This is a genomic window from Streptomyces sp. NPDC058335 (assembly GCF_042723915.1).
Classification (GTDB): Bacteria; Actinomycetota; Actinomycetes; order Streptomycetales; family Streptomycetaceae; genus Streptomyces.
The window spans coordinates 279,466-299,825 of sequence record NZ_JBHXHX010000010.1 but is presented as its reverse complement, the minus strand read 5'-3'; the positions used below and the strand labels follow the sequence as shown (position 1 = coordinate 299,825).

Genomic DNA, 20,360 nt, shown 5'->3' with positions numbered 1-20,360 from the left:
GGGGCCAGGGCCACCACGCACACACCGACGGGGCCCTCGCTTAGGCCGTCGGTGCCCGCCCCAACCGGCTCGCGGCGGTGATGGTCAGAATGGGTATTTTGGGGCCCCCGGCCGCCGCAACGGGCGCCCGGGGCTCCGTCGTATATCGGCCATCCGTCCGTGGAGGTCACGGAAAGGTCTCGTCCGGGGTGCTGACTGCGCCTCAATGATGTGGCTAACATCACGAAAGCGCGTGGCGATGTTGCCGCGGCGTTACGGAGGTGCGACGTGCTGCCAGAACGGGGACAAGACGGCCGTGCCGCCACCGGGTTCGCCCGCGTGCTGGGCCACCGCACCGCCTGGACACCCGTGGGGGACGGCGAGTTCTTCTGCCCCGGCTGCGGCGGTGACCGCAACTACCAGCGGCTCACCGGCCGACGCCGCTTCACCCTGCTGGGCGTACCCGTGCTGCCGCGCGGCGAGACCGGTCCGGTCGTGGAGTGCGCCTCCTGCCGGCGCCACTTCGGCACCGACGCCCTCGACCACCCCACCACCACCCGCTTCTCCGCGATGCTCCGCGACGCCGTCCACACCGTCGCCCTCGCCGTCCTCTCGGCGAACGGCACCTGCGCCCGTACGTCCCTGGAGACGGCGGCGGTCGCGGTGCGCGCGGCCGGTTTCCCGGACTGCACCCGCGAGCAGCTCGCCGCCCTCGTCGAGGCCCTCGCCGCCGACACCGGCCGGGTCCACGGCGAACCCTGCACCCCCGGCCTGGCCATAGAGCTGCACGAGGCCCTCGACCCGCTCGCCCCGTACCTGGCCCCCGTCGGCCGCGAGTCGATTCTGCTCCAGGGCGCCCGCATCGCCCTCGCCGACGGCCCGTACACCCCCGCCGAGCGCGAGGTCCTCGCCACCGTCGGCGCGGCCCTCACCATCCGAGCGGACGACGTCACCCGGCTGCTGGCCGCGGCCCGCACCCCGTCCTGACCTTCCGGGACCAAGGCGGTCCGGTCCCGCGGTCATCCGCCGCACCTCTGGGAAACCGGGCGCGCGGGACCGGCGCGACTCCTCGTCGTGGCGTACGAGTCCGGGCCGGTGACACCGGGGACGATGGGAGCGACCGACGCCGGCCTCCGTCAAGGGGAGCGATGTCCCACCTGCGCCGTACCCTGCTCGCCACCGCCGTGCTCCTCATCCCGTTCGCCTCCGCGTCACCGGCCGCCGCCGCGCCGCGCTGCGCCTCCTCCGTGCCCTACGTGTCGGGGCAGGGCGGCTATGCCTCCTTCCGTATCCCCGCCGCCGTCACCACCGGGCGGGGCACCGTCCTGGCCTTCGCCGAGGGGCGCCGCGACGGGCCCGGCGACACCGGGGACATCGACATCGTCGTCCGCCGCTCCACCGACGGCGGCTGCACCTGGGGCCCCCTCGCCGTGGTCGCCCGCGGTGACGGGGACACTCGGGGCAACCCGGCGCCCGTCGTCGACCCCCGGACCGGCGCCGTCGTCCTGGTCAGCTGCGCCAACGGCGGTACCGCGACCGAGGCGCAGATCATGCGCGGCGAGGTGCCGCCCGAGCAGAGCCGCCGGGTGTACGTGCAGCACAGCCCGGACGACGGCCGGCACTTCACCGCGCCCCGCGAGATCACGGCCGCGGTCAAGCCGCCGTCCTGGCGCTGGTACGCCACCGGGCCCGGCCACGCCCTCGCCCTCACCCGGGGCCCCCACGCCGGCCGCCTGGTCGTCCCCGCCAACCACTCCGCGGCCCCGCCGGCCGGCTCCTCCGACACCGGCCGGGAGTTCCGCCACTACGGCGGCCACGCCCTGCTCAGCGACGACGGGGGCCGCACCTGGCGGCTGGGCTTCGTCGAGGAGGACTACGACGGCGTCACCAACGTCAACGAGACCACCACCGCCCAGCTCCCGGACGGCCGCCTGTACTTCAACGCCCGCGACCAGGGCGGCGGCGTCCCCGGCAACCGGGTCGACGCCCACTCGGGCGACGGCGGCCGGACCCTCGACCGCCCCTACGCCGCGCAGCCCACGCTGGCCGACGTGCCCGTCGTCCAGGGCAGCGTCCTCCAACTCGACGGCCGAGGAGCCCCGTTGCTGTTCTCAGCGCCTTCCCGGCCCACCGCGCGTCAGTCGATGGCCCTGTGGCGCAGCACCGACGGCGGGGCGGGCTTCACCAGGTCGGTGACCCTGTCGGAGAAGCCGGCCGCGTACTCCGACCTCGTGCCGGTGGGCCGGGAGACGGTCGGGGTGCTGTACGAGACCGGTGCCGTGGACCCGTACGAGACGATCGAGTTCCGGCTGCTGCCGGTGGCGGACCTGTAGGCGTTCCGCACCTCGCTCTCCGGGGGGCGGGGGCGAATCGGTTGCCCGGACCTGCCGAGCCGGGTTCGAATGGGATCGTGGAGACGCGACAGGAGACCTGGCCGGCGGAGCTGCCCGGCGTGTTACGGCTGCCGTCCGGGCGGCTGGTGCGCGGCCGCGGACTGCGCCGCCCCCTGGACCCGGCGGCGCCGGTCCCGACGTACGGCCTCTATCTGCTCGGCGGCGAGCCCCCGGCGGTGCCATGGGAGGCGCGCTGGATCCGCTGGCCCGACTTCCGGCTGCCCGCGGACCGCGCCGACGCCCGTACGGCGCTCACCGAGGCGTGGCGGCGGGCGGCCGACGGCAGGCTGGAGGTCGCCTGCGGCGGCGGGCGCGGCCGTACGGGGACGGCGCTGGCGTGTCTGGCGGTGCTGGACGGCGTACCGGCCGCGGAGGCCGTGGGGTTCGTGCGCCGGAACTACGACCGGCACGCCGTGGAGACGCCCTGGCAGCGTCGCTATGTGCGGCGGTTCGAGGGGCTCACAGGGCGAGCGTCATGAGGAGGCGGTCGGCGCCGGGGCCGAAGTAGTCAGGGCGGGGGCCGCCGGGGTCCGAGGCGAAGCCCAGGGACCGGTACAGGGCGATCGCCGTGTCGTTGCGCGGCTCCACCGAGAGCGTGACGGAGTGCACGCCCTGGCTGCGGAGATGACCGAGGCTCCTCGTCATCAACTGGCGGCCGAGCCCCTGCCGTTGCAGCGGCGGGGAGATGCCGAGGCTGAGGATCCAGCTCCGGGCCGCGTTCGGCGGCGTCGAGAGCACGTATCCGCCCAGGTCCTGGCCCATGTCCACGACGAACACGAAGTCGGGGAACGAGGCCAGGAGCTGGCGCAGCACGAAGTAGGGGTACGGGGCGGTCGGGAAGGCCTCCTCGTCGAGCCGGACGATATGGGGGAGATCCTCCTCCGTGGCCGCTCTGATCCGTAATCGCGTTTCCTGGGACACCCGGCCCACTGTCGAACCGGCGACCGACCGAGAACGATCTCGGGGAACTCGGGGAAGAGGAGTCATACGGTCCCCTTGTGAAGGATCGAGATGGATCGAGATGGATCGACAAAGTGAATGACGCGCGTGCTCGCTCTTGTCCGATATGCATACCTGACGGTCCATCATTGCCTGATGCATCCACTCCTTCAAGACCTCGTCGTCCTGCTAGGCTGAACCAATGACCTCGGGATCGCCCACCACCGCCGAAAAGCTGAATGCCGATGTGCCCTGGGACGCCTTCGATCCCGACGAGTACATCAAGCGCAATTACCTCGAGATCCAGCCCGTGGACAGGGCGATCCTCACCCGGGTGCGAGATCACTTCCGTGATCATTTCGCGAAGTACGGCGGTCGCGGCGGATCCGGTATCGACGTGGGCGCGGGGCCCAATCTCTATCCGGCCCTGGCGATGCTCCCCTGGTGTGGCCGGATCACGCTCCTCGAGCGGTCCGAGCAGAACCTCAAGTACCTCCGCGGTCAGCTCTCGGGCTACGACGCCAACTGGGACCAGTTCTGGGAGGTCCTCGAGAGCGGCGCGCACGGCAGGGGCGCGGCCTATACCGGCCTCGGCGCCGACCCCAGGGCGCGCTTCGGGGAAGTCGTCCAGGAGCCCCTGCCCGGCAGTCTTTTCGACCTCTGCGGCAAAAAGCCCGCCTGGGATCTCGGCACGATGTTCTTCGTCGCGGAATCCATCACCACCTCGCTCGAAGAATTCCGGCAGGGCGTGGGCTGCTTCATGAATGCCCTGAAACCCGGCGCGCCTTTCGCCGCCGCGTTCATGGAGCATTCCGAGGGTTACAGCGTGGGCGCGCAGGAATTCCCGGCCCGCGATATCGACGACGAGGAAGTGCGTACCGTGCTCGGGCCGTATGCCGGAGCGGACATGAAGGTCGTCTGCCTCGACAACCCGAAGCAATTGGTGCGCCACGGATACACCGGAATGATTCTGGCCTGCGGCCGGCGACGGAAAAAGTGACGTCCCGGCGTTCCGCCACGGGGTAATACGTGGGATGGCGTGGTGACGGGCCTGTGCGAGGGGAATGGGCATGCAGATCAAGCCGAGACAGAATCTGCTCGAAGTATGGCAGGCCGTTGCCCGCCATTCCTTCGGCGACGGTGAATGGGACTGGGGGGACTCGGGAGGCCTGAGCAGCGTCGCCGACGCCGAGCGGCTGCTCTGCATGCTGTACCCGGCCACCGAGATCACCGCGTTCCGCCTCGACGACCCCGACACCACCCAGCGGGACGTGGAGCGGTCGCTGCGGACCGCGGGCGACTCCAGCGAGATCCCCGGGAACCTGGTCAAGGTCCTCGCCGACTTCATGGAGAAGCACCGCGGCGAGGAGAGCCCCACCTTCTCCGGCGGCACCTACTTCGCCGCCGAGAACCCGAAGCAGGAACTCTCCAAGGAACAGCGGGACCTGGGGGTGGTCGACAGCTTCTCCATGTCCGTCACCCTCTGCCTGGCCACCCTCGGCTTCCTCAAGGTCTACCGGGGCAAGACCCAGCGGGCGAGCACGATCAAGCAGATCGACCGGCTCTGGGACTCCACCAGCGCCCGGCTGACCGCCGCCATGGTGAGCCTGCTGCGCTCCTTCACCGTCAACGTCGTCGACGTCTCCTCCGACCAGGGACAGTCCCTCACCCGGCTGCTCGGCCAGGGCAGGCTCTCCGAACGCCAGGTCCTCCAGCGCTTCCAGGAGCGCTTCAAGGCCCTGCGCGCCGTCATCAGCGAGAGCGTCACCCTCGGTCTCGACACCGACGTCACCGACGACCTGCGCAACGAGAACCGCCTCTTCGAGTGCGGCTGGGCGTGGAGCCTGGTGAAGGGCGCCCCCGAGGTCGAGGTGGAACCACAGACCGCCGAGGCCATCGGCAAACAGCCCGTCGGCGTCGCCCATCCCACGCCCTACCTGTACTTCACCGTCGTCGCCCTCGACGGCATCCCCGACCTGTTCTCCGAGCGCACCCTCGTCCTCGGCCTGCTCACCGCCGAACAGCAGAAACTCGCCGACGCCCTGCGGCTGCGCTGGGAGATCACCCAGCAGTACTGGTCGGCCATCGCCCGCTTCGGCGACGGCACCTGGCCGCTGGAGGAGATCCCCTGGCGCACCACGCTCCAGCAGCTGGAGTCGGAGTACTTCTCCCTCTCCGTCGCCTCCATCCTCGTCCACGACCTGGTCCGCCGCCGCGCCACCGACGACGACCTCACCCGCACCGTCGCCGTCATGGAACGCCTCGCCGAACGCGGCCGGATCACCAGCGGCATGACCCGCGACGACCCCGCGGTCGGCCTGCACAACCCCGGTGTCACCCTGCCCCTCCTGGGCAGCGAGACCGTCGGCCCGCCCATGAAGTGGACGATGACCGACTTCTCCGCCCAACTGCTCAAGCGGACCATCCAACTCTGCTCGCTGTCCCGGAACATCGCCTCCCAGGACCGGCTGCTGCGGCTCGCCGAGGACATCCTCGACCACCTCTGGCAGCGCCGCATCAGCGACGGACCGGGCGTCGGCCTCTGGGACAACGTGCACGCCGTCTACCCGGAATCCCCGGAACGGCAGGGACCGGTGTCCTGGAGCATGACCGAGCGCGTCACCGAGTGCATGGTCGCCGCACACGCCCTCTACGACCAGCCGCCCATCCGCAGTGCCGAACTGTCCCTACTGGCGCGGGCGTTGATCAGCGAGGCGGCCCATCTCTTCGGCAAGGAGCAGATGGGACAGCCCGCGCCCGCCCCCAAGAGCCCCCAGGGCGAGGAGATCAAGGGCGTCGAGGCCGACCTGCGCCGGGCCCGCCTGCTCGTCGACGAACAGCCCGGCACCGCCTACGCGCTGGCCCTCGGCGTGCTCAGCCGGCTGGACTCGCTCTCCCGGGCCCGCGGCGGCTCCGGCTACGGGGGGATCTGAGACGTGCTCGTGTTCGCCGCCTCCGACAAGGGGGGCACCGGCCGGTCCGTGACCAGCGCCAACCTCGCCTACCACCGCGCGCTGGACGGGGACGACGTCTGCTACCTGGACTTCGACTTCGGCTCGCCCACCGCGGCCGCCGTCTTCGACCTGCCCGACGTCCTCTCCGAGGCCGAGGGCCGCGGCCTGCACTCCTACCTCAAGGGCAAGACCGGCGAACCCCTGCGCGTCGACGTCTGGTCGCGCACCGAACACCCCGTGCTGCGCAGCCGGCCCGGCGGCTCGGGACGCCTCGTCCTGCTGCCCGGCGACCGCACCGGCGGCGAATTCGTCACCGACGAGGAGAACCTGCACCGCTGCGTCGATCTCGTCCTGCGCCTGAAACGCGAATTCGACGTCATCATCGTGGACCTGAGCGCCGGACGCAGTTATGCGATGGACCTCGCCCTCGCCGCCACCTCACCCCGCGGCGAACTCGGCCGCCTGAAAACACGCTGGCTCGTCTATCACCGCTGGACGCGTCAGCACGTCATGGCCGCCGCCGAACTCGTGTACGGAAAACAGGGCATTGTGCAGGCCGGTGTCGCCATGGGCCACGACACCGACGCGCTTTCCGCCTCGATCCGCTTCGTCCGGGCCGCCGTACCCGATCTCGACTCCCCGATGTGGTCCCAGGTCTCGGCCGCGCAGTACGCGTGGATGCGGCAGTGCGACACCCAGCTCGAGGAAATCGCGGCCGGCCGCGGCATCGGCAAGACCCGCGTCCTGTCGTCCATTCCGCTGGAACCCGTCCTCCAGTGGCAGGAGCGGCTCATCACCGACGAGGACGTGCACGACCGGCGGATCGCCAACGTGGAGACCTGGCAGAAGATGGGCGAACTCGCCCAGCGCCTGACCGAGGACAAGTACTGGGGGCAACTGTGAGCGGGCCGGGAACCGTCTTCCGGGAGACCAGCGCTCAGCCGCGCACCGAATCCGTGCCGTTCTCCCATCTCTCCCTGGAACTCGGCCACTTGTACATGGAGGACTTCGCCGAGGGCCCCGCCCGGCTGCGCCGCCACTTCGCCGCCGTACGGCCCTGGGTGGACGCCGCCCGCGCCGCCGTGGGCCCGCTGCCGGCCGGCAGACGGCCCCGGATCAGCACCTGCTTCCTCATCGACGACTACTTCAGCCGGCTGTCCACCCCCGCCGAACTCATACCGCCCCTGCTGGAGGCCGCCGCCGAGGCCGGCCTGACCATCGACTACCTGGCACGCGAGTCCGGCTGCGCCGTTGCCGAACCCGGCCACCGCGACCGGGCCGAACTCGCCGAGGCCGTCCTGCACCGGCTGGTGGAATCCCCGCCGCCCGGCAGCAACGGCTTCCGCCCGCCCGTCAGCCGCACCGGCTGGCTCACAAACGGCCGGCGCACCCCCTCCCACCGCACCTCCGCCGCCCTGGACGCCACCGGCGCCGTCTGGGAACCGCCCAGCGAGACCGGAGCCCGCGGCCACTCCGTCTTCGTCGACGTCGAACTGTGGAGCGGACCCGAGGACGAACGCCTCTGGTCCTGCGCCTTCCTCGCCTCCGTCTGGCAACTGGTCCGGCTCGGCCTGCTGCGCCACGACGGCCGGGCCGTGCTCACCCCGGCCCCCTGGGACGCCAAGGAGTTCCCCGCCGAGTGGGACGCCCTGCCGCCCGTGGTGCGCCTCAACCCCCTCGCCGCGCCTTTCACGGCGTACGCCACGTGCAGCGTCCTCCCGGCCCGCTTCCTGCCCGTCGAACACGCCGTACGCGTCGTCCTCGACCAGGTCCACGTCGAGTCCGAGGCGTTACGACAGGTCGCCGAACGGTCCGCCGCCGAGGGCCTGCCCGTCCCCGCGGGCGTCGTGGACCGCACCTCCTACGTCTTTCCGCCGGGGCTGTGACATGAGCGGTCCGGAGGAGCCAAGGGAAGCGGAGACGGTCCTCGCCTGCGGGGAGGTCCGCACCTGCCTGCTGCCCACCCGGGACGCGGTCGACGAGCAGGTCGCCGAACGGCTGCTGCGGCTGCGCGCCGACGAACGTGTCCGGCTCTCCCGGCGCCCCAACCGGCACGCCGTCTCCCCGGACGTCCTCACCGGCGTCGACTGCCGGCTGCCCACCGCGGGCGGCGCCAGGATCCGCGCCGTCGGCACCGTGACCGCCCGCGCCGCCCTCGTCGAGGGCCGGGTGCTCCAGGCCACCGCCCACTTCTCCGCCCCCGCCGACGGCCCCGACCGGCGGCAGCCCTGGGGCTACTACCTGGTCCGCCCCGGTGTCCTCGTCCCCGTCGGCAAACTCTCCCGACAGGCCGTCGTCAAAGGCTTCCTGACGGGGCAGCAACTGGACGAGCTGGACGTCGGCTCGGTCGCCGAGAGCCTCCTCGCGCGGATCTCCCGCCAGCACCGGCTGCTCGACTACGACACCCCGCTCAACACCACCGACACCAGCCTGCGCTGGGCCGCGTTACCGGCCGCCGACGGTGAGGCGGCCGCCCCGCGCTTCACCGTCGCCGACGACGGCCGACGGGTCGTCGAACTGCGGCTGCCCCGCGGGACCTCACCCGCCGCGGCGGCCGCGCTCTGCGAGGACCTCGCCCTGCACGACTGGCTGCTCACCACCGTCGCCGACAAACTCGACGGCCTGCGGCTCGGCTCCGACGACGGCCGCGCCGCACTCAAGGTGCTGCGCCCGCTCGTCGACCACCTGCTGCACCTGTGGATGCCGCAGGCCCGCGTCGACCGCACCCTGAACACCCTGTGGCAGGAACTGGAGGAGACACCGGGATTCAGCAGACAGTGGACGAGCCTGGCCCAGCGCATCCGGGACCAGCTCGCCGTCCAGCTCCTCACCCGGAGCGACGCGCTGACCCCGTCCTGACGGCGGCACGACAATCTGTCCGAGCACGATCCGACGCACAACTCGACGCACGATCCCAACGGGGGGAGAAAGAGAGATGAGCGCACCGACGAACTCGTACTTCCGAAGCGGCCAGCAGCGGCGGTCCGACAACGACAGCGCACGTCAGCTCACGCTGAAACTCCTGGTCACCGTAGTGGTGGGCGGAGTGGTCTACGTACTCACCAACGTCCTGCTGCCGAAGGAGGAAGGACCCTGGCAGCTGGTCCTGTCCGTGCTGTGCGGCGGCACGGTGCTGATCGTCCAGTTCATGGCGTCGTTCGTGAACCAGCTCAGCGAACTGAAGGACGTCGTGGAGAAACGCTTCGCCGACATAGGCGAGGCCACGAAACTCTTCAACGAGGTGGAGAAGCTGCGCGGCGACGGGGTGCCCCGGCTCGCCGAGCACGCCACCAAGGTCGTCTCCATGGGGCCCGACATCCTGCACGAGTTCGCGCACGAGGAGATCAACCGCCTCGCCGCGCAGATGGAGGACCTCACCAACCTCAGCGCCGAGACGCCCGGCGAGAACCACGACTGGCTGATGACGCTCACCAAGTGCACCAGAAGCAGCATCGACGCCATCAGCACCAGCGTCGTCGACGACGGCTTCTGGTCCACCGAACCGGCGAGCCGCTATCTCACCGCCCAGCGCGAGGCGATCCTCGAACGGGGCGTCACCGTACGGCGGCTGTTCATCGTCAAGGAACGCCAGGAGCGCTCCGCGCTCGCCCCGATCTGCGAGGAACAGCGCCAGATCGGCATCCAGGTCCGGGTGGTGGTCCTGGAACAGCTCCCGGCCCATCTGCGGCGCGGCAAGATGATCGACTGGATCGTCTTCGACGGGGCGCTGACGTACGAGATCCACGCCGACCAGCTCAGCGTGAACTCCTCGACCACGGTGAACGCCCGCGCGGACGAGGTCCAGCCGCTGATCCGGCGCTTCAACCAGCTGTGGGACGCCTCCGCGGAGCTGTCCCCGAACGGCACCCCGGACACCGTCCCCGTGCTGACCCCCGGCGCCGACCCGGACGGCGCGTGAGGCACCGTCCGGTCCGGACCCGGGGGAGACCGGGCCGGTGCCTCAGCCGAGCGACGCCGCCAGCAGCTTCGTCGTCTCCACGATCAGCTCGTGGTCGTAGGGCGCCTCCCGCTCCGGCGCGGTGACCTGGACCACCAGCACGACGGGCGTGCCGTCGGGGGTCCAGGCGATCCCGGCGTCGTTGTTGGCGCCGTACCAGCCGCCGCCGGTCTTGTCGGCGAGCGTCCACGTGGGCGGCAGCCCGGCGCGGAAGCGGTTGTCGCTGGTGCGGTTGGCGAGCATCCAGTCCGTCAGCCGCCGCCGGTCGTCGGTCGCCAGCTCGTCGCCGAGCACCAGCCGGGCGTAGGAGCGGCCGATGGCGTACGGGGTCGTGGTGTCCGTCACCCGCCACGGCTCGGCCGAGTTCAGCTCCGGCTCCCACCGGTCGAGCCGGGTGAACCGGTCACCGATCGACCGGGCGAAGCGGGTGACCGCGGCCGGGCCGCCCAGCTCGCGCAGCAGCAGGTTGGCGGCCGTGTTGTCGCTGCGGCGGATCGCCGCGTCGCACAGCTCGGCGACGGTCATGCCGTCGGCCACGTGGTCCGTGGTGACGGGCGAGTTCTCCACCAGGTCGTCCTCGGTGAAGTGGATGCGGCGGGCCAGGACCTCGCCGTCCCGGTCCAGGTCGCGCAGGACGGCGGCGACCGCGAGGACCTTGAACAGGGAGCAGACCGGGAAGCGTTCGGAGGCGCGGTGGCGCACGGAACGCCGGGTGCGCACGTTGTACGCGAAGACGCCGAGGCGGGCGCCGTGCGCCTCCTCCAGGGCGCGCAGGCGGGCGCCGACGGGGTCGGTGCCGTCGGCGGCATGGGCGGCCTGGCCGGCGCCCAGCAGGGAGGCCGCGGTGACGGCGCCTGCGGTGGTGAGCAAGGTACGGCGGTTCGTCGAGTCTGAGATCGTTCTCTCCGTCCGTCGGTGAACTGTCAGGGGACCTCGGCGGTCTCCGTGGCCCCATCCGTCACGGACGCCCCGTCCCGCCGCACGGTTGCGAGCGGCAGCGGAGTCACCAGCGGGAGCACGCCCGTCGGCGCGATGGCCGTACGCGCGCTGGTGAGGGCCGCCAGGACGCCCCACAGGGCGGTGAGCGCGGCGATGGCGGCCTTGATGCTGACGGACCACGCCGCCGGCATGCGGGCGAGGCGGTCGGTCGGGGTCAGCTCCAGCCGGGAGGTGGCGAGGACCGGGTTGTAGACGCCGATGCAGGTGAGCGGCCCGAGTCGGCCGCGGCCACCACCATCGACACCACCAGCAGCTGCCCGACCCCAAGCGCCCGGCGCGAACGCCACGGGGACGCTCGCCAGAGCCGCGCACCGCACCAGGTCCGCCGTGATCGTCACCGGCCGCTTGCGGCGGAACCCCACTCACGGTCCGAGCGGCACCGCCAGCGCCGCCCCCACCGCAGGCCCCACGGCCGCCGGCGCCGCCACCTCGCCCGGCCCGGGGTGCAGCACGAGCACCGCGATCAGCGCGAACGCCGGCCGCGTCCCGAACGCACTGACCGCGTACGCCCCCCACAACCACCCGAACGCCCGCCCCAGCGCACGCCTCGCCACCGCACTCCCCCCGTCCCCCACGAACCGGGCGATCGTTGTGGGCACGGCACACCGCCCTCCCCGCGTAGGCGAGAATGACGGCATGAGTCTGTTCCGCGACGACGGCATCGTGCTGCGCACCCAGAAGCTGGGCGAGGCGGACAGAATCATGCTGCGGTCCCGTGGGGGACGACCCCCACACCCCCAGCCGTCCGGTGGCGGTGCGCGATGAGTCTCTTTCGCGACGACGGCATCGTGCTGCGCACCCAGAAGCTGGGCGAGGCGGACAGAATCATCACGCTCCTCACCCGAGGCCACGGCCGGGTGCGGGCCGTGGCTCGTGGGGTGCGGCGGACCAAGTCGAAGTTCGGGGCCCGGCTGGAGCCCTTCTCGCATGTGGACGTGCAGTTCTTCGCGCGGGGGAGCGAGCTGATCGGGCGCGGGCTTCCGCTGTGCACGCAGAGCGAGACCATCGCGCCGTACGGTGGCGGCATCGTCACCGACTACGCCCGCTACACCGCCGGCACGGCCATGCTGGAGACCGCCGAGCGGTTCACCGACCACGAGGGCGAACCGGCCGTGCAGCAGTACCTGCTGCTCGTCGGCGCCCTGCGCACCCTCGCCCGCGGAGAGCACGCCCCCCACCTCGTCCTGGACGCCTTCCTGCTGCGCTCCCTCGCCGTCAACGGCTACGCGCCCAGCTTCGGCGACTGCGCGAAGTGCGGCATGCCCGGCCCGAACCGGTTCTTCTCCGTCGCCTCCGGCGGCTCCGTCTGCGTCGACTGCCGGGTGCCCGGCAGCGTCGTACCCTCGCCGCAGGCCCTGGTCCTGCTGGGTGCGCTGCTCACGGGAGACTGGGAGACCGCGGACACCTGCGAGGCGCGGTACGTCCGGGAGGGCAGCGGGCTGGTGTCCGCCTACCTGCACTGGCATCTGGAGCGCGGTCTGCGCTCCCTCCGGTACGTCGAGAAGTAGAAGCAAGCCGAAACGCAAGAGGAGACGAGAAGCACATGGTCGTACGCGGGTTCCTGGGGCGGCAGCGTCGGGAGTACAAGGCGCCGGAACCGCACCCGTCCGGCGCCCGCGCGCCGAAGCTCCCCGGCGAGCTGGTCCCCGAGCATGTGGCGATCGTCATGGACGGCAACGGCCGCTGGGCGAAGGAGCGGGGCCTGCCCCGCACCGAGGGCCACAAGGTGGGCGCCGAGCGGGTGCTGGACGTCCTCCAGGGCGGGGTCGAGATCGGTGTGCGGAACATCTCCCTGTACGCCTTCTCCACCGAGAACTGGAAGCGCTCGCCCGACGAGGTGCGCTTCCTGATGAACTTCAACCGCGACTTCATCCGCAAGACCCGCGACCAGCTCGACGAGCTGGGCATCCGGGTGCGCTGGGTGGGCCGTATGCCCAAGCTGTGGAAGTCGGTCGCCAAGGAGCTGCAGATCGCCCAGGAGCAGACCAAGGACAACAACCGTCTCACGCTGTACTTCTGCATGAACTACGGCGGCCGCGCGGAGATCGCCGACGCGGCGATGGCTCTCGCGGAGGACGTGAAGGCGGGCCGTCTCGACCCGTCGAAGGTCAACGAGAAGACGCTCCAGAAGTACATGTACTACCCGGACATGCCGGACGTGGACCTGTTCCTGCGCCCGAGCGGCGAGCAGCGCACGTCCAACTACCTGCTTTGGCAGAGCGCCTACGCCGAGATGGTCTTCCAGGACGTCCTGTGGCCGGACTTCGACCGCCGCGACCTGTGGCGGGCCTGCCTGGAGTTCGCCTCCCGGGACCGCCGCTTCGGCGGCGCGATCCCGAACGAGGAGCTGCTGGCGATGGAGGGCAGGCAGGAGTAGTACGGCCTGTGCGGGCTCGGGGGTGCCAAGCGCCCCCGAGCCGGTCGGCGCTAGCTACCGGTTGCCGCACAGTCGGCGCAGGTGCCGAAGATCTCCACCGTGTGGGCCACGTTCACGAACCCGTGCTCCGAGGCGATGGCCTCGGCCCACTTCTCGACCGCCGGTCCCTCGACCTCGACCGCCTTGCCGCAGGCGCGGCAGACGAGGTGGTGATGGTGTTCGCCGGTCGAGCAGCGGCGGTAGACGGACTCGCCGTCGGAGGTGCGCAGCACGTCGACCTCGCCGGCGTCGGCGAGGGTCTGCAGGGTGCGGTAGACCGTGGTCAGCCCGACGGAGTCGCCCTTGTGCTTGAGCATGTCGTGGAGATCCTGCGCGCTGCGGAACTCGTCGACCTCGTCGAGCGCCGCGGCCACGGCGGCACGTTGCCGGGTGGCTCGGCCCTTCACGGGCGATCCAGCGGTGGTCACCGTTGCCTCCTCACGTCTGCGCTTTGCCGGGCCATTGTGCCAGTCCGGACCGTGCGCGGTCAGACGCCGGTTCAGTCACCGGATCCGCGGGTGGCCGGAATGGCACACTCCGCGGGATCTCCGGCGGGTTGCCCGGCGGCGGCGGCGCGGGCGCGGCGCCGGGCCAGGGGGGTGGCCAGCGCGGTCAGCAGGACGAACGCGCCGATGGTCAGCAGCACGATCGTCGCGCCGGGCGGAACGTCCTGGTAGTACGACGTGACCGTGCCGCCGATGGTCACGCTGACGCCGATCGCGACGGAGATGGCGAAGGTCGCCGCGAAGCTGCGGCTGAGCTGCTGGGCCGCCGCCACCGGCACCACCATCAGCGCCGACACCAGCAACAGGCCGACCACGCGCATGGCGACGGTCACGGTGACCGCCGCGGTGATCGCCGTCAGCAGGTTCAGGGCGCGCACCGGCAGCCCGGTGACCCGCGCGAACTCCTCGTCCTGGCTGACGGCGAACAGCTGCCTGCGCAGTCCGACGGTGACGATGACCACGAAGGCCGCGAGGATGCAGATCGCGGACACGTCCGACTCGGACACCGTCGACAGGGAGCCGAAGAGGTACGACATCAGGTTGGCGTTGGAGCCGGTCGGCGCGAGGTTGATGAACATCACGCCGCCGGCCATGCCGCCGTAGAAGAGCATGGCGAGGGCGATGTCGCCGCGGGTCTTGCCGTACCAGCGGATCAGTTCCATGAGGACGGCGCCGAGGACGGAGACGGCGGTGGCCATCCAGACCGGGGACCAGGACAGCAGGAAGCCGAGGCCGACGCCGGTCATGGCGACGTGGCCGATGCCGTCGCCCATGAGGGCCTGGCGGCGCTGTACGAGGTAGATGCCTACGGCGGGCGCGGTGATGCCGACCAGGACGGCGGCGAGCAGCGCCCGCTGCATGAAGGCGTAGTCGAGGATGTCCATCAGCTCAGCAGTCCCGTGCGGATCGGTTCGGCGCCCGCCGGAGCGTGCGGGTGTACGTGGTCGTGGCCGGGCAGCGCGTGCTGGCCGAGGGCGCGCGGCGGCGGGCCGTCGTGCGTCACACAGCCGTCGCGCAGGACGACCGCCCGGTCGATGAGGGGCTCCAGGGGGCCCAGCTCGTGCAGGACGAGCAGGACGGTGGTGCCCTGGGCGACCTGCTCGCGCAGGGTCTCGGCCAGCACCTCCTGGCTGGCCAGGTCGACGCCCGCCATCGGCTCGTCCATGATCAGCAGCTCGGGTTCGGCGGCGAGGGCGCGGGCGATCAGCACCCGCTGGTGCTGGCCGCCGGAGAGGGCGTCGACGGAGTCCTTGGCGCGGTCGGCCATGCCGACGAGGTCCAGCGCACGGCGCACGGCCTGGTGGTCGGCCTTGCGCAGGACGCCGAAGCGGGCCCGGGACAGACGCCCGGCGGAGACGACCTCGGTGACGGTCGCCGGGACGCCGCCCGCGGCCGTGGTGCGCTGCGGTACGTAGCCGAGGCGCCCCCAGTCCTTGAAGTGCCGCCGGTCGGTGCCGAACAGCTCGATCCGCCCGGCGCTGAGGGGCACCTGGCCGATGATGCCGCGTACGGCGGTCGACTTGCCGGAGCCGTTGGCGCCGAGCAGGGCGACGACCTCACCGCGGTGCACGGTGAGGTCGATGCCGCGCAGGACGGGGCGTGAGCCCAGCTCGGCGCGGACACCGCGCAGCGATATGACGGTCTCGCTCTTGGTGTCCATCACGCCCTCCATGAAAGTCATTCGGTTCCCAGGGCCGTCTGCAGGGCCTTGAGGTTCGCCCTCTGGACCGCGAAGTAGTCCGTGCCGCGGGACTTCTCGGTGATGCCTTCGATGGGGTCGAGGACGTCCGTCTTGAGGTTCGCGTCACCGGCGATGGTCTTGGCGGTCTTGTCGCTGACGAGCGTCTCGTAGAACACGGTGGTGACGCCGTCGGCCTTGGCCATCTTCTCAAGTTCCTTGACGCGCGCGGCGCTGGGCTCCGACTCGGGGTCGAGGCCGCTGATGGCCTCCTCGGTGAGGCCGTAGCGCTCGGCGAGGTAGCCGAAGGCGGCGTGCGTGGTGATGAAGACCTTGGTCCTGGTGTCGGCCAGGCCGTTCTTGAACTCGGTGTCCAGGGTGCCGAGCTTGGCGACCAGGTCCGCGGTGTTCTTCTTGTAGTCGGCCGCGTTGTCCGGGTCGGCCTTCTCGAAGGCCTTGCCGACGCCCTCGGCGACCTCGGCGTACTTCACCGGGTCGAGCCAGATGTGGGGGTCCTTGCCGCCGGCTTCCTCGTGCCCGTGATCTTCTTCTTCTTCGTGCTCGGCCGCGTGGCCGCCGACCTCGGTGCCGTGCTCCTCCATCGTGGTGAGGGTCGCGGCGTCGATCTTCGTCTTGATCCCGGACTGGGTGACGGCCTCGTCGACGGAGGGCTGGAGGCCCTTGAGGTAGAGGGCGGCGTCGGACTTCTCGAGCTGGGTGCGCTGCTGGGCGCTGATCTCCAGGTCGTGCGGTTCCTGGCCGGGCTCGGTGAGGCTGGTGACCTTCACGTGGTCGCCGCCGATCTGCTCGGCGAGGTAGGCCATCGGGTAGAACGACGCGACGACGTCGAACTTGTCCGTGCCGCCGGCGGCCGCGCTGTCGGTCGAGCAGGCGGAGAGGGTTCCGAGGCCGAGGGCGGTGACGGCCGCGACGGCTATCCCGGATATGTGGTGTCGTCGTACGTTCATGACAGTCATTTTCAACAAATATGGAAACCGTTGTCAACAAAGCCGCGGGTAAGGGCTGAGGTAAGGAGGGAGTAAGGACGCCCCCAAGGGCTCCCGAAGCCCGTGGACGGGCACCGATTTGGTCGAGGGGGAGCCCCCGCCGGTACCCTGAGGCAATTCGCTGGAAGCATCTCGCTTCGTCGCCCGTCGTCGTTATGAAGAGAGCACCGTGGCCGCCGACAAGATCGACACCATCGTCAGCCTGAGCAAGCGCCGTGGCTTCGTATTCCCTTGTAGTGAGATCTACGGCGGCCAGCGCGCCGCCTGGGACTACGGACCGCTGGGTGTCGAGCTCAAGGAGAACCTGAAGCGCCAGTGGTGGCGCTACATGGTGACGTCGCGCGAGGACGTGGTCGGCATCGACTCGTCCGTCATCCTGGCCCCCGAGGTATGGGTCGCCTCCGGTCACGTCGCCACCTTCTCCGACCCGCTCACCGAGTGCACCTCCTGCCACAAGCGGTTCCGTGCGGACCACCTGGAGGAGGCCTACGAGGCCAAGCACAAGCGCCTGCCGGAGAACGGCCTGGCCGATGTGAACTGCCCCAACTGCGGCAACAAGGGCCAGTTCACCGAGCCCAAGCAGTTCTCGGGTCTGCTCTCCACCCACCTCGGCCCGACGCAGGACACCGGCTCCATCGCCTACCTGCGCCCCGAGACCGCCCAGGGCATCTTCACCAACTTCGCCCAGGTGCAGACCACTTCGCGCCGCAAGCCGCCGTTCGGCATCGCCCAGATGGGCAAGTCCTTCCGCAACGAGATCACGCCCGGCAACTTCATCTTCCGCACGCGCGAGTTCGAGCAGATGGAGATGGAGTTCTTCGTCAAGCCGGGCGAGGACGAGCAGTGGCAGGAGTACTGGATGGAGCAGCGCTGGAACTGGTACACCGGTCTCGGCCTGCGCGAGGAGAACATGCGGTGGTACGACCACCCGAAGGAGAAGCTCTCCCACTACTCCAAGCGCACCGCCGACATCGAGTACCGCTTCCAGTTCGGCGGCAACGAGTGGGGCGAGCTGGAGGGTGTCGCCAATCGCACCGACTTCGACCTCTCCGCCCACGCCAAGGCCTCCGGCCAGGACCTCTCCTACTTCGACCAGGAGGCCCAGGAGCGCTGGACCCCCTACGTCATCGAGCCCGCCGCCGGTGTCGGCCGCGCGATGCTGGCGTTCCTGCTCGACGCCTATGTCGAGGACGAGGCGCCCAACGCCAAGGGCAAGCTGGAGAAGCGCACGGTGCTGCGCCTCGACCACCGGCTGGCCCCGGTGAAGGTCGCGGTGCTGCCGCTGTCCCGCAACCCGGAGCTGTCGCCCAAGGCCAAGGGCCTCGCCCAGGCGCTGCGGCAGAACTGGAACATCGACTTCGACGACGCCGGCGCGATCGGCCGCCGCTACCGCCGTCAGGACGAGATCGGTACGCCGTACTGCGTGACCGTCGACTTCGACACGCTCGAGGACAACGCGGTGACCGTGCGCGAGCGTGACTCGATGAAGCAGGAGCGGGTGTCCCTCGATCAGATCGAGGGCTACCTGGCCGCCCGCCTGATCGGCGCCTGAGCCGCACCGGCCACCGAAGCCCCCGGTTCCCTTCTTGGGAGCCGGGGGCTTCGTGCTGCCCGCACGCCGTGCGCCTGTTGCCGCCCCTGCCCCTGACCGGACTGGCAAGTATGGGATGACAGATATTGAAATCTGTCAGCTGTCATGCCATGCTCGAGCACATGGAGAACACGACGACGCACACCCGCACCCTCGGAACCACCGGCCCCCAGGTCTCCGCCCTCGGCCTCGGCTGCATGGGCATGTCCGCGTTGTACGGCGACGCGGACCGGGCCGAGTCCATCGCCACCGTCCACGCCGCCCTGGAGGCCGGCGTGACCCTGCTGGACACCGGCGACTTCTACGGCATGGGCCACAACGAGCTGCTGATCGGCGAGGCCCTGCGCACCGCCCCCGCGGCCCGCCGCGAACAGGCCCTGACCAGCGTCAAGTTCGGCGCCCTGCGCGCCCCGGACGGTGCCTGGGTCGGCTACGACGGCCGCCCGGAAGCGGTCAAGAACTTCGCCGCCTACTCCCTCCAGCGCCTCGGCGTCGACCACATCGACGTCTACCGCATCGCCCGGCTCGACCCGGCCGTCCCCATCGAGGAGACCGTCGGCGCCATCGCCGAACTCGTCGAGCAGGGGTACGTCCGGCACATCGGCCTCAGCGAGGTCGGCGCCGAGACGATCCGTAGGGCCGCCGCCACCGCCCCGATCGCCGACCTCCAGATCGAGTACGCGCTGATCTCCCGCGGCATCGAGAAGTCGATCCTGCCGACCACCCGTGAGCTGGGCATCTCCATCACGGCGTACGGCGTCCTGTCCCGCGGCCTGATCTCCGGCCACTTCACCGCCGACCGGCAGCTCGCCGCCAACGACTTCCGGGCCCACTCACCCCGCTTCCAGGGCGACAACCTGCGGCACAACCTCGCCCTCGTGGACGCGCTGCGGAAGATCGCCGAGCAGAAGGGCGTCTCCGTCGCGCAGATCGCCATCGCCTGGGTGCTGGCCCAGGGCGAGGACATCGTCCCGCTGATCGGCGCCCGCAGCCGGGAGCGGCTCGCGGAGTCGCTCGGCGCGCTGGACGTCGTCCTGGACGCCGCCGACCTCGCCGCGATCGAGGCGGCCGTCCCCGCCGACGCCGCAGCCGGCGAGCGGTACGCGGCGGCCGCGATGGCCCACCTCGACAGCGAGCGGTGACCCCCGCCCCGGGTACGGTCTGACCATGGCACCGACCCCCGAGACCCTGACCGCCGAGCGCATCCTCGAAGCCACCGAGGAGGTGCTGCGCCGCCACGGCCCGGCCAAGGCGACCGTGGTCGACGTGGCCCGCGCGCTCGGCGTCAGTCATGGCAGCGTCTACCGCCACTTCCGCACGAAGGCGGCGCTGCGGGAAGCGGTCAGCAAACGGTGGCTGGACCGTACGTCCCGGGCGCTGGCCGGTATCGCCGCCGACTCGGGGCGGGACCCCGCCGCCCGCCTCCGCGACTGGCTAGCCGCCCTCTTCGAGGCCAAGCGCCGCAAGGCGGGCGACGACCCCGAGCTGTTCGCCACGTACATGGTGCTCACCGACGAGAGCGGCGGGGCGGTCGCCCAGCACGTCGCCGACCTCGTGGGCCAGCTCACCCGGATCGTGCGGGACGGCGTCGAGAGCGGCGCCTTCACCGTCCCCGGCCCGGCGGAGACGGAGGCCCGCGCCCTGTTCCACGCCACGGGCCGCTTCCACGACCCCTGCTACGCGCGGGAGTGGGAACGGCCGGGCGTGGAGGGCGAGTTCGAGGCCGTGGTCGAGCTGCTGCTGAGGGGTCTCGCCAGCTGAGCCGCGGCCAGGGCAAGTCTCGAAAGTAGCGTCGTCCGCCCGAAGGGCGGGTCGGGCGGCGTCTGGTGCGTGCGATCGCAAGGCGGGGGGGCGTCCCGATACTGGTTGTATCGGGACGACCCCGACACGCGGCGAGCGTGCGTGTCAGGCGTCGCCCGGCAGACGGAGCTTTCGAAACA

The 20,360-nt window shown here is 71.0% G+C and carries 22 protein-coding genes and 1 pseudogene; 15 read left to right on the top strand and 8 right to left on the bottom strand.

Going from position 1 to position 20,360, the window contains the following annotated elements:
- Positions 1-267: 267 nt before the first annotated feature.
- The 3 genes from ACFWJX_RS22000 to ACFWJX_RS21990 all read left to right on the top strand — a co-directional run bounded on the left by ACFWJX_RS22000 (position 268) and on the right by ACFWJX_RS21990 (position 2,851).
- The gene (locus ACFWJX_RS22000; RefSeq protein WP_383245723.1) at positions 268-966 is read left to right on the top strand and encodes a TerB family tellurite resistance protein; all 699 of its coding nucleotides are present in this window, start codon (positions 268-270) and stop codon (positions 964-966) included.
- 161 nt (positions 967-1,127) lie between these two features.
- Positions 1,128-2,312 (top strand): exo-alpha-sialidase, encoded by a 1,185-nt coding sequence (locus ACFWJX_RS21995; RefSeq protein ID WP_383245720.1) that lies wholly within the window; start codon positions 1,128-1,130, stop codon positions 2,310-2,312.
- 77 nt (positions 2,313-2,389) lie between these two features.
- Complete coding sequence (locus ACFWJX_RS21990; RefSeq protein ID WP_383245718.1) at positions 2,390-2,851, top strand: protein phosphatase; 462 nt, start codon at positions 2,390-2,392, stop codon at positions 2,849-2,851.
- Here ACFWJX_RS21990 and ACFWJX_RS21985 read toward each other — a convergent pair.
- Positions 2,832-3,293: a GNAT family N-acetyltransferase gene (locus ACFWJX_RS21985; RefSeq protein WP_383245715.1), complete on the bottom strand. Its 462-nt coding sequence runs from the start codon at positions 3,291-3,293 to the stop codon at positions 2,832-2,834. The genes ACFWJX_RS21990 and ACFWJX_RS21985 overlap by 20 nt on opposite strands.
- Before the next feature lie 220 nt (positions 3,294-3,513).
- On the opposite strand from ACFWJX_RS21985, the gene ACFWJX_RS21980 reads away from it, so the two are divergent.
- The 6 genes from ACFWJX_RS21980 (at position 3,514) to ACFWJX_RS21955 (ending at position 10,184) form a co-directional block, all read left to right on the top strand.
- Positions 3,514-4,311: an SCO2525 family SAM-dependent methyltransferase gene (locus ACFWJX_RS21980; RefSeq protein WP_383245712.1), complete on the top strand. Its 798-nt coding sequence runs from the start codon at positions 3,514-3,516 to the stop codon at positions 4,309-4,311.
- A gap of 70 nt (positions 4,312-4,381) precedes the next feature.
- Positions 4,382-6,244, top strand: coding sequence for an SCO2524 family protein (locus ACFWJX_RS21975; RefSeq protein ID WP_383245709.1), 1,863 nt, complete (start codon positions 4,382-4,384; stop codon positions 6,242-6,244).
- 3 nt (positions 6,245-6,247) lie between these two features.
- A complete protein-coding gene (locus ACFWJX_RS21970; RefSeq protein WP_383245707.1) occupies positions 6,248-7,168 on the top strand; it encodes an SCO2523 family variant P-loop protein in 921 nt (306 codons plus the stop codon).
- Positions 7,165-8,151 carry an SCO2522 family protein gene (locus ACFWJX_RS21965; RefSeq protein ID WP_383245705.1) on the top strand — a complete coding sequence of 329 codons (987 nt, stop codon included), beginning with the start codon at positions 7,165-7,167 and terminating at the stop codon, positions 8,149-8,151. Before ACFWJX_RS21970 ends, ACFWJX_RS21965 begins: the two co-directional genes overlap by 4 nt.
- A 1-nt stretch (position 8,152) precedes the next feature.
- Positions 8,153-9,124 (top strand): SCO2521 family protein, encoded by a 972-nt coding sequence (locus tag ACFWJX_RS21960; RefSeq protein ID WP_383245702.1) that lies wholly within the window; start codon positions 8,153-8,155, stop codon positions 9,122-9,124.
- 76 nt (positions 9,125-9,200) lie between these two features.
- Positions 9,201-10,184 (top strand): DUF6879 family protein, encoded by a 984-nt coding sequence (locus ACFWJX_RS21955; RefSeq protein ID WP_383245700.1) that lies wholly within the window; start codon positions 9,201-9,203, stop codon positions 10,182-10,184.
- A gap of 42 nt (positions 10,185-10,226) precedes the next feature.
- Here ACFWJX_RS21955 and bla read toward each other — a convergent pair whose 3' ends face one another.
- The 3 genes and pseudogenes from bla to ACFWJX_RS21940 form a co-directional block, all read right to left on the bottom strand.
- A complete protein-coding gene (bla, locus tag ACFWJX_RS21950; RefSeq protein ID WP_383245697.1) occupies positions 10,227-11,093 on the bottom strand; it encodes a class A beta-lactamase in 867 nt (288 codons plus the stop codon).
- 53 nt (positions 11,094-11,146) lie between these two features.
- On the bottom strand, positions 11,147-11,353 hold the full coding sequence (locus tag ACFWJX_RS21945) for a hypothetical protein (protein ID WP_383245694.1): 207 nt from the start codon (positions 11,351-11,353) through the stop codon (positions 11,147-11,149).
- Positions 11,354-11,388: 35 nt separating this feature from the next.
- Positions 11,389-11,776: pseudogene (locus tag ACFWJX_RS21940) on the bottom strand (MFS transporter); the annotation flags it as partial.
- An 82-nt stretch (positions 11,777-11,858) separates the two neighbouring features.
- Between ACFWJX_RS21940 and ACFWJX_RS21935 the strand changes: the two are divergent.
- The 3 genes from ACFWJX_RS21935 to ACFWJX_RS21925 are packed head-to-tail and all read left to right on the top strand — an operon-like array spanning position 11,859 to position 13,599.
- Positions 11,859-11,987 carry a hypothetical protein gene (locus tag ACFWJX_RS21935; protein ID WP_383245691.1) on the top strand — a complete coding sequence of 43 codons (129 nt, stop codon included), beginning with the start codon at positions 11,859-11,861 and terminating at the stop codon, positions 11,985-11,987.
- Complete coding sequence (recO, locus tag ACFWJX_RS21930; protein WP_383245688.1) at positions 11,984-12,730, top strand: DNA repair protein RecO; 747 nt, start codon at positions 11,984-11,986, stop codon at positions 12,728-12,730. The genes ACFWJX_RS21935 and recO overlap by 4 nt, the downstream gene beginning before the upstream one ends.
- Positions 12,731-12,765: 35 nt before the next feature.
- Positions 12,766-13,599, top strand: a complete 834-nt coding sequence (locus ACFWJX_RS21925; protein ID WP_383245685.1) for an isoprenyl transferase — start codon at positions 12,766-12,768, stop codon at positions 13,597-13,599.
- 50 nt (positions 13,600-13,649) lie between these two features.
- On the opposite strand, the gene ACFWJX_RS21920 is transcribed toward ACFWJX_RS21925, so the two are convergent.
- From ACFWJX_RS21920 to ACFWJX_RS21905, 4 genes are all read right to left on the bottom strand, one after another.
- Positions 13,650-14,066, bottom strand: a complete 417-nt coding sequence (locus tag ACFWJX_RS21920) for a Fur family transcriptional regulator (RefSeq protein ID WP_383245682.1) — start codon at positions 14,064-14,066, stop codon at positions 13,650-13,652.
- 71 nt (positions 14,067-14,137) lie between these two features.
- Positions 14,138-15,028: a metal ABC transporter permease gene (locus ACFWJX_RS21915; RefSeq protein WP_383245679.1), complete on the bottom strand. Its 891-nt coding sequence runs from the start codon at positions 15,026-15,028 to the stop codon at positions 14,138-14,140.
- A complete protein-coding gene (locus ACFWJX_RS21910) occupies positions 15,028-15,804 on the bottom strand; it encodes a metal ABC transporter ATP-binding protein (protein WP_383245676.1) in 777 nt (258 codons plus the stop codon). The genes ACFWJX_RS21915 and ACFWJX_RS21910 overlap by 1 nt, the downstream gene beginning before the upstream one ends.
- A 17-nt stretch (positions 15,805-15,821) precedes the next feature.
- Positions 15,822-16,790, bottom strand: a complete 969-nt coding sequence (locus ACFWJX_RS21905) for a metal ABC transporter substrate-binding protein (protein ID WP_383245673.1) — start codon at positions 16,788-16,790, stop codon at positions 15,822-15,824.
- A gap of 208 nt (positions 16,791-16,998) precedes the next feature.
- Here ACFWJX_RS21905 and ACFWJX_RS21900 point away from each other — a divergent pair, with 208 nt between their 5' ends.
- From ACFWJX_RS21900 to ACFWJX_RS21890, 3 genes are all read left to right on the top strand, one after another.
- Complete coding sequence (locus ACFWJX_RS21900) at positions 16,999-18,381, top strand: glycine--tRNA ligase (RefSeq protein WP_383245671.1); 1,383 nt, start codon at positions 16,999-17,001, stop codon at positions 18,379-18,381.
- Positions 18,382-18,542: 161 nt separating this feature from the next.
- Positions 18,543-19,562, top strand: a complete 1,020-nt coding sequence (locus ACFWJX_RS21895) for an aldo/keto reductase (RefSeq protein WP_383245668.1) — start codon at positions 18,543-18,545, stop codon at positions 19,560-19,562.
- A gap of 25 nt (positions 19,563-19,587) precedes the next feature.
- Positions 19,588-20,181: a TetR family transcriptional regulator gene (locus ACFWJX_RS21890; protein ID WP_383245665.1), complete on the top strand. Its 594-nt coding sequence runs from the start codon at positions 19,588-19,590 to the stop codon at positions 20,179-20,181.
- Positions 20,182-20,360 lie beyond the last annotated feature (179 nt).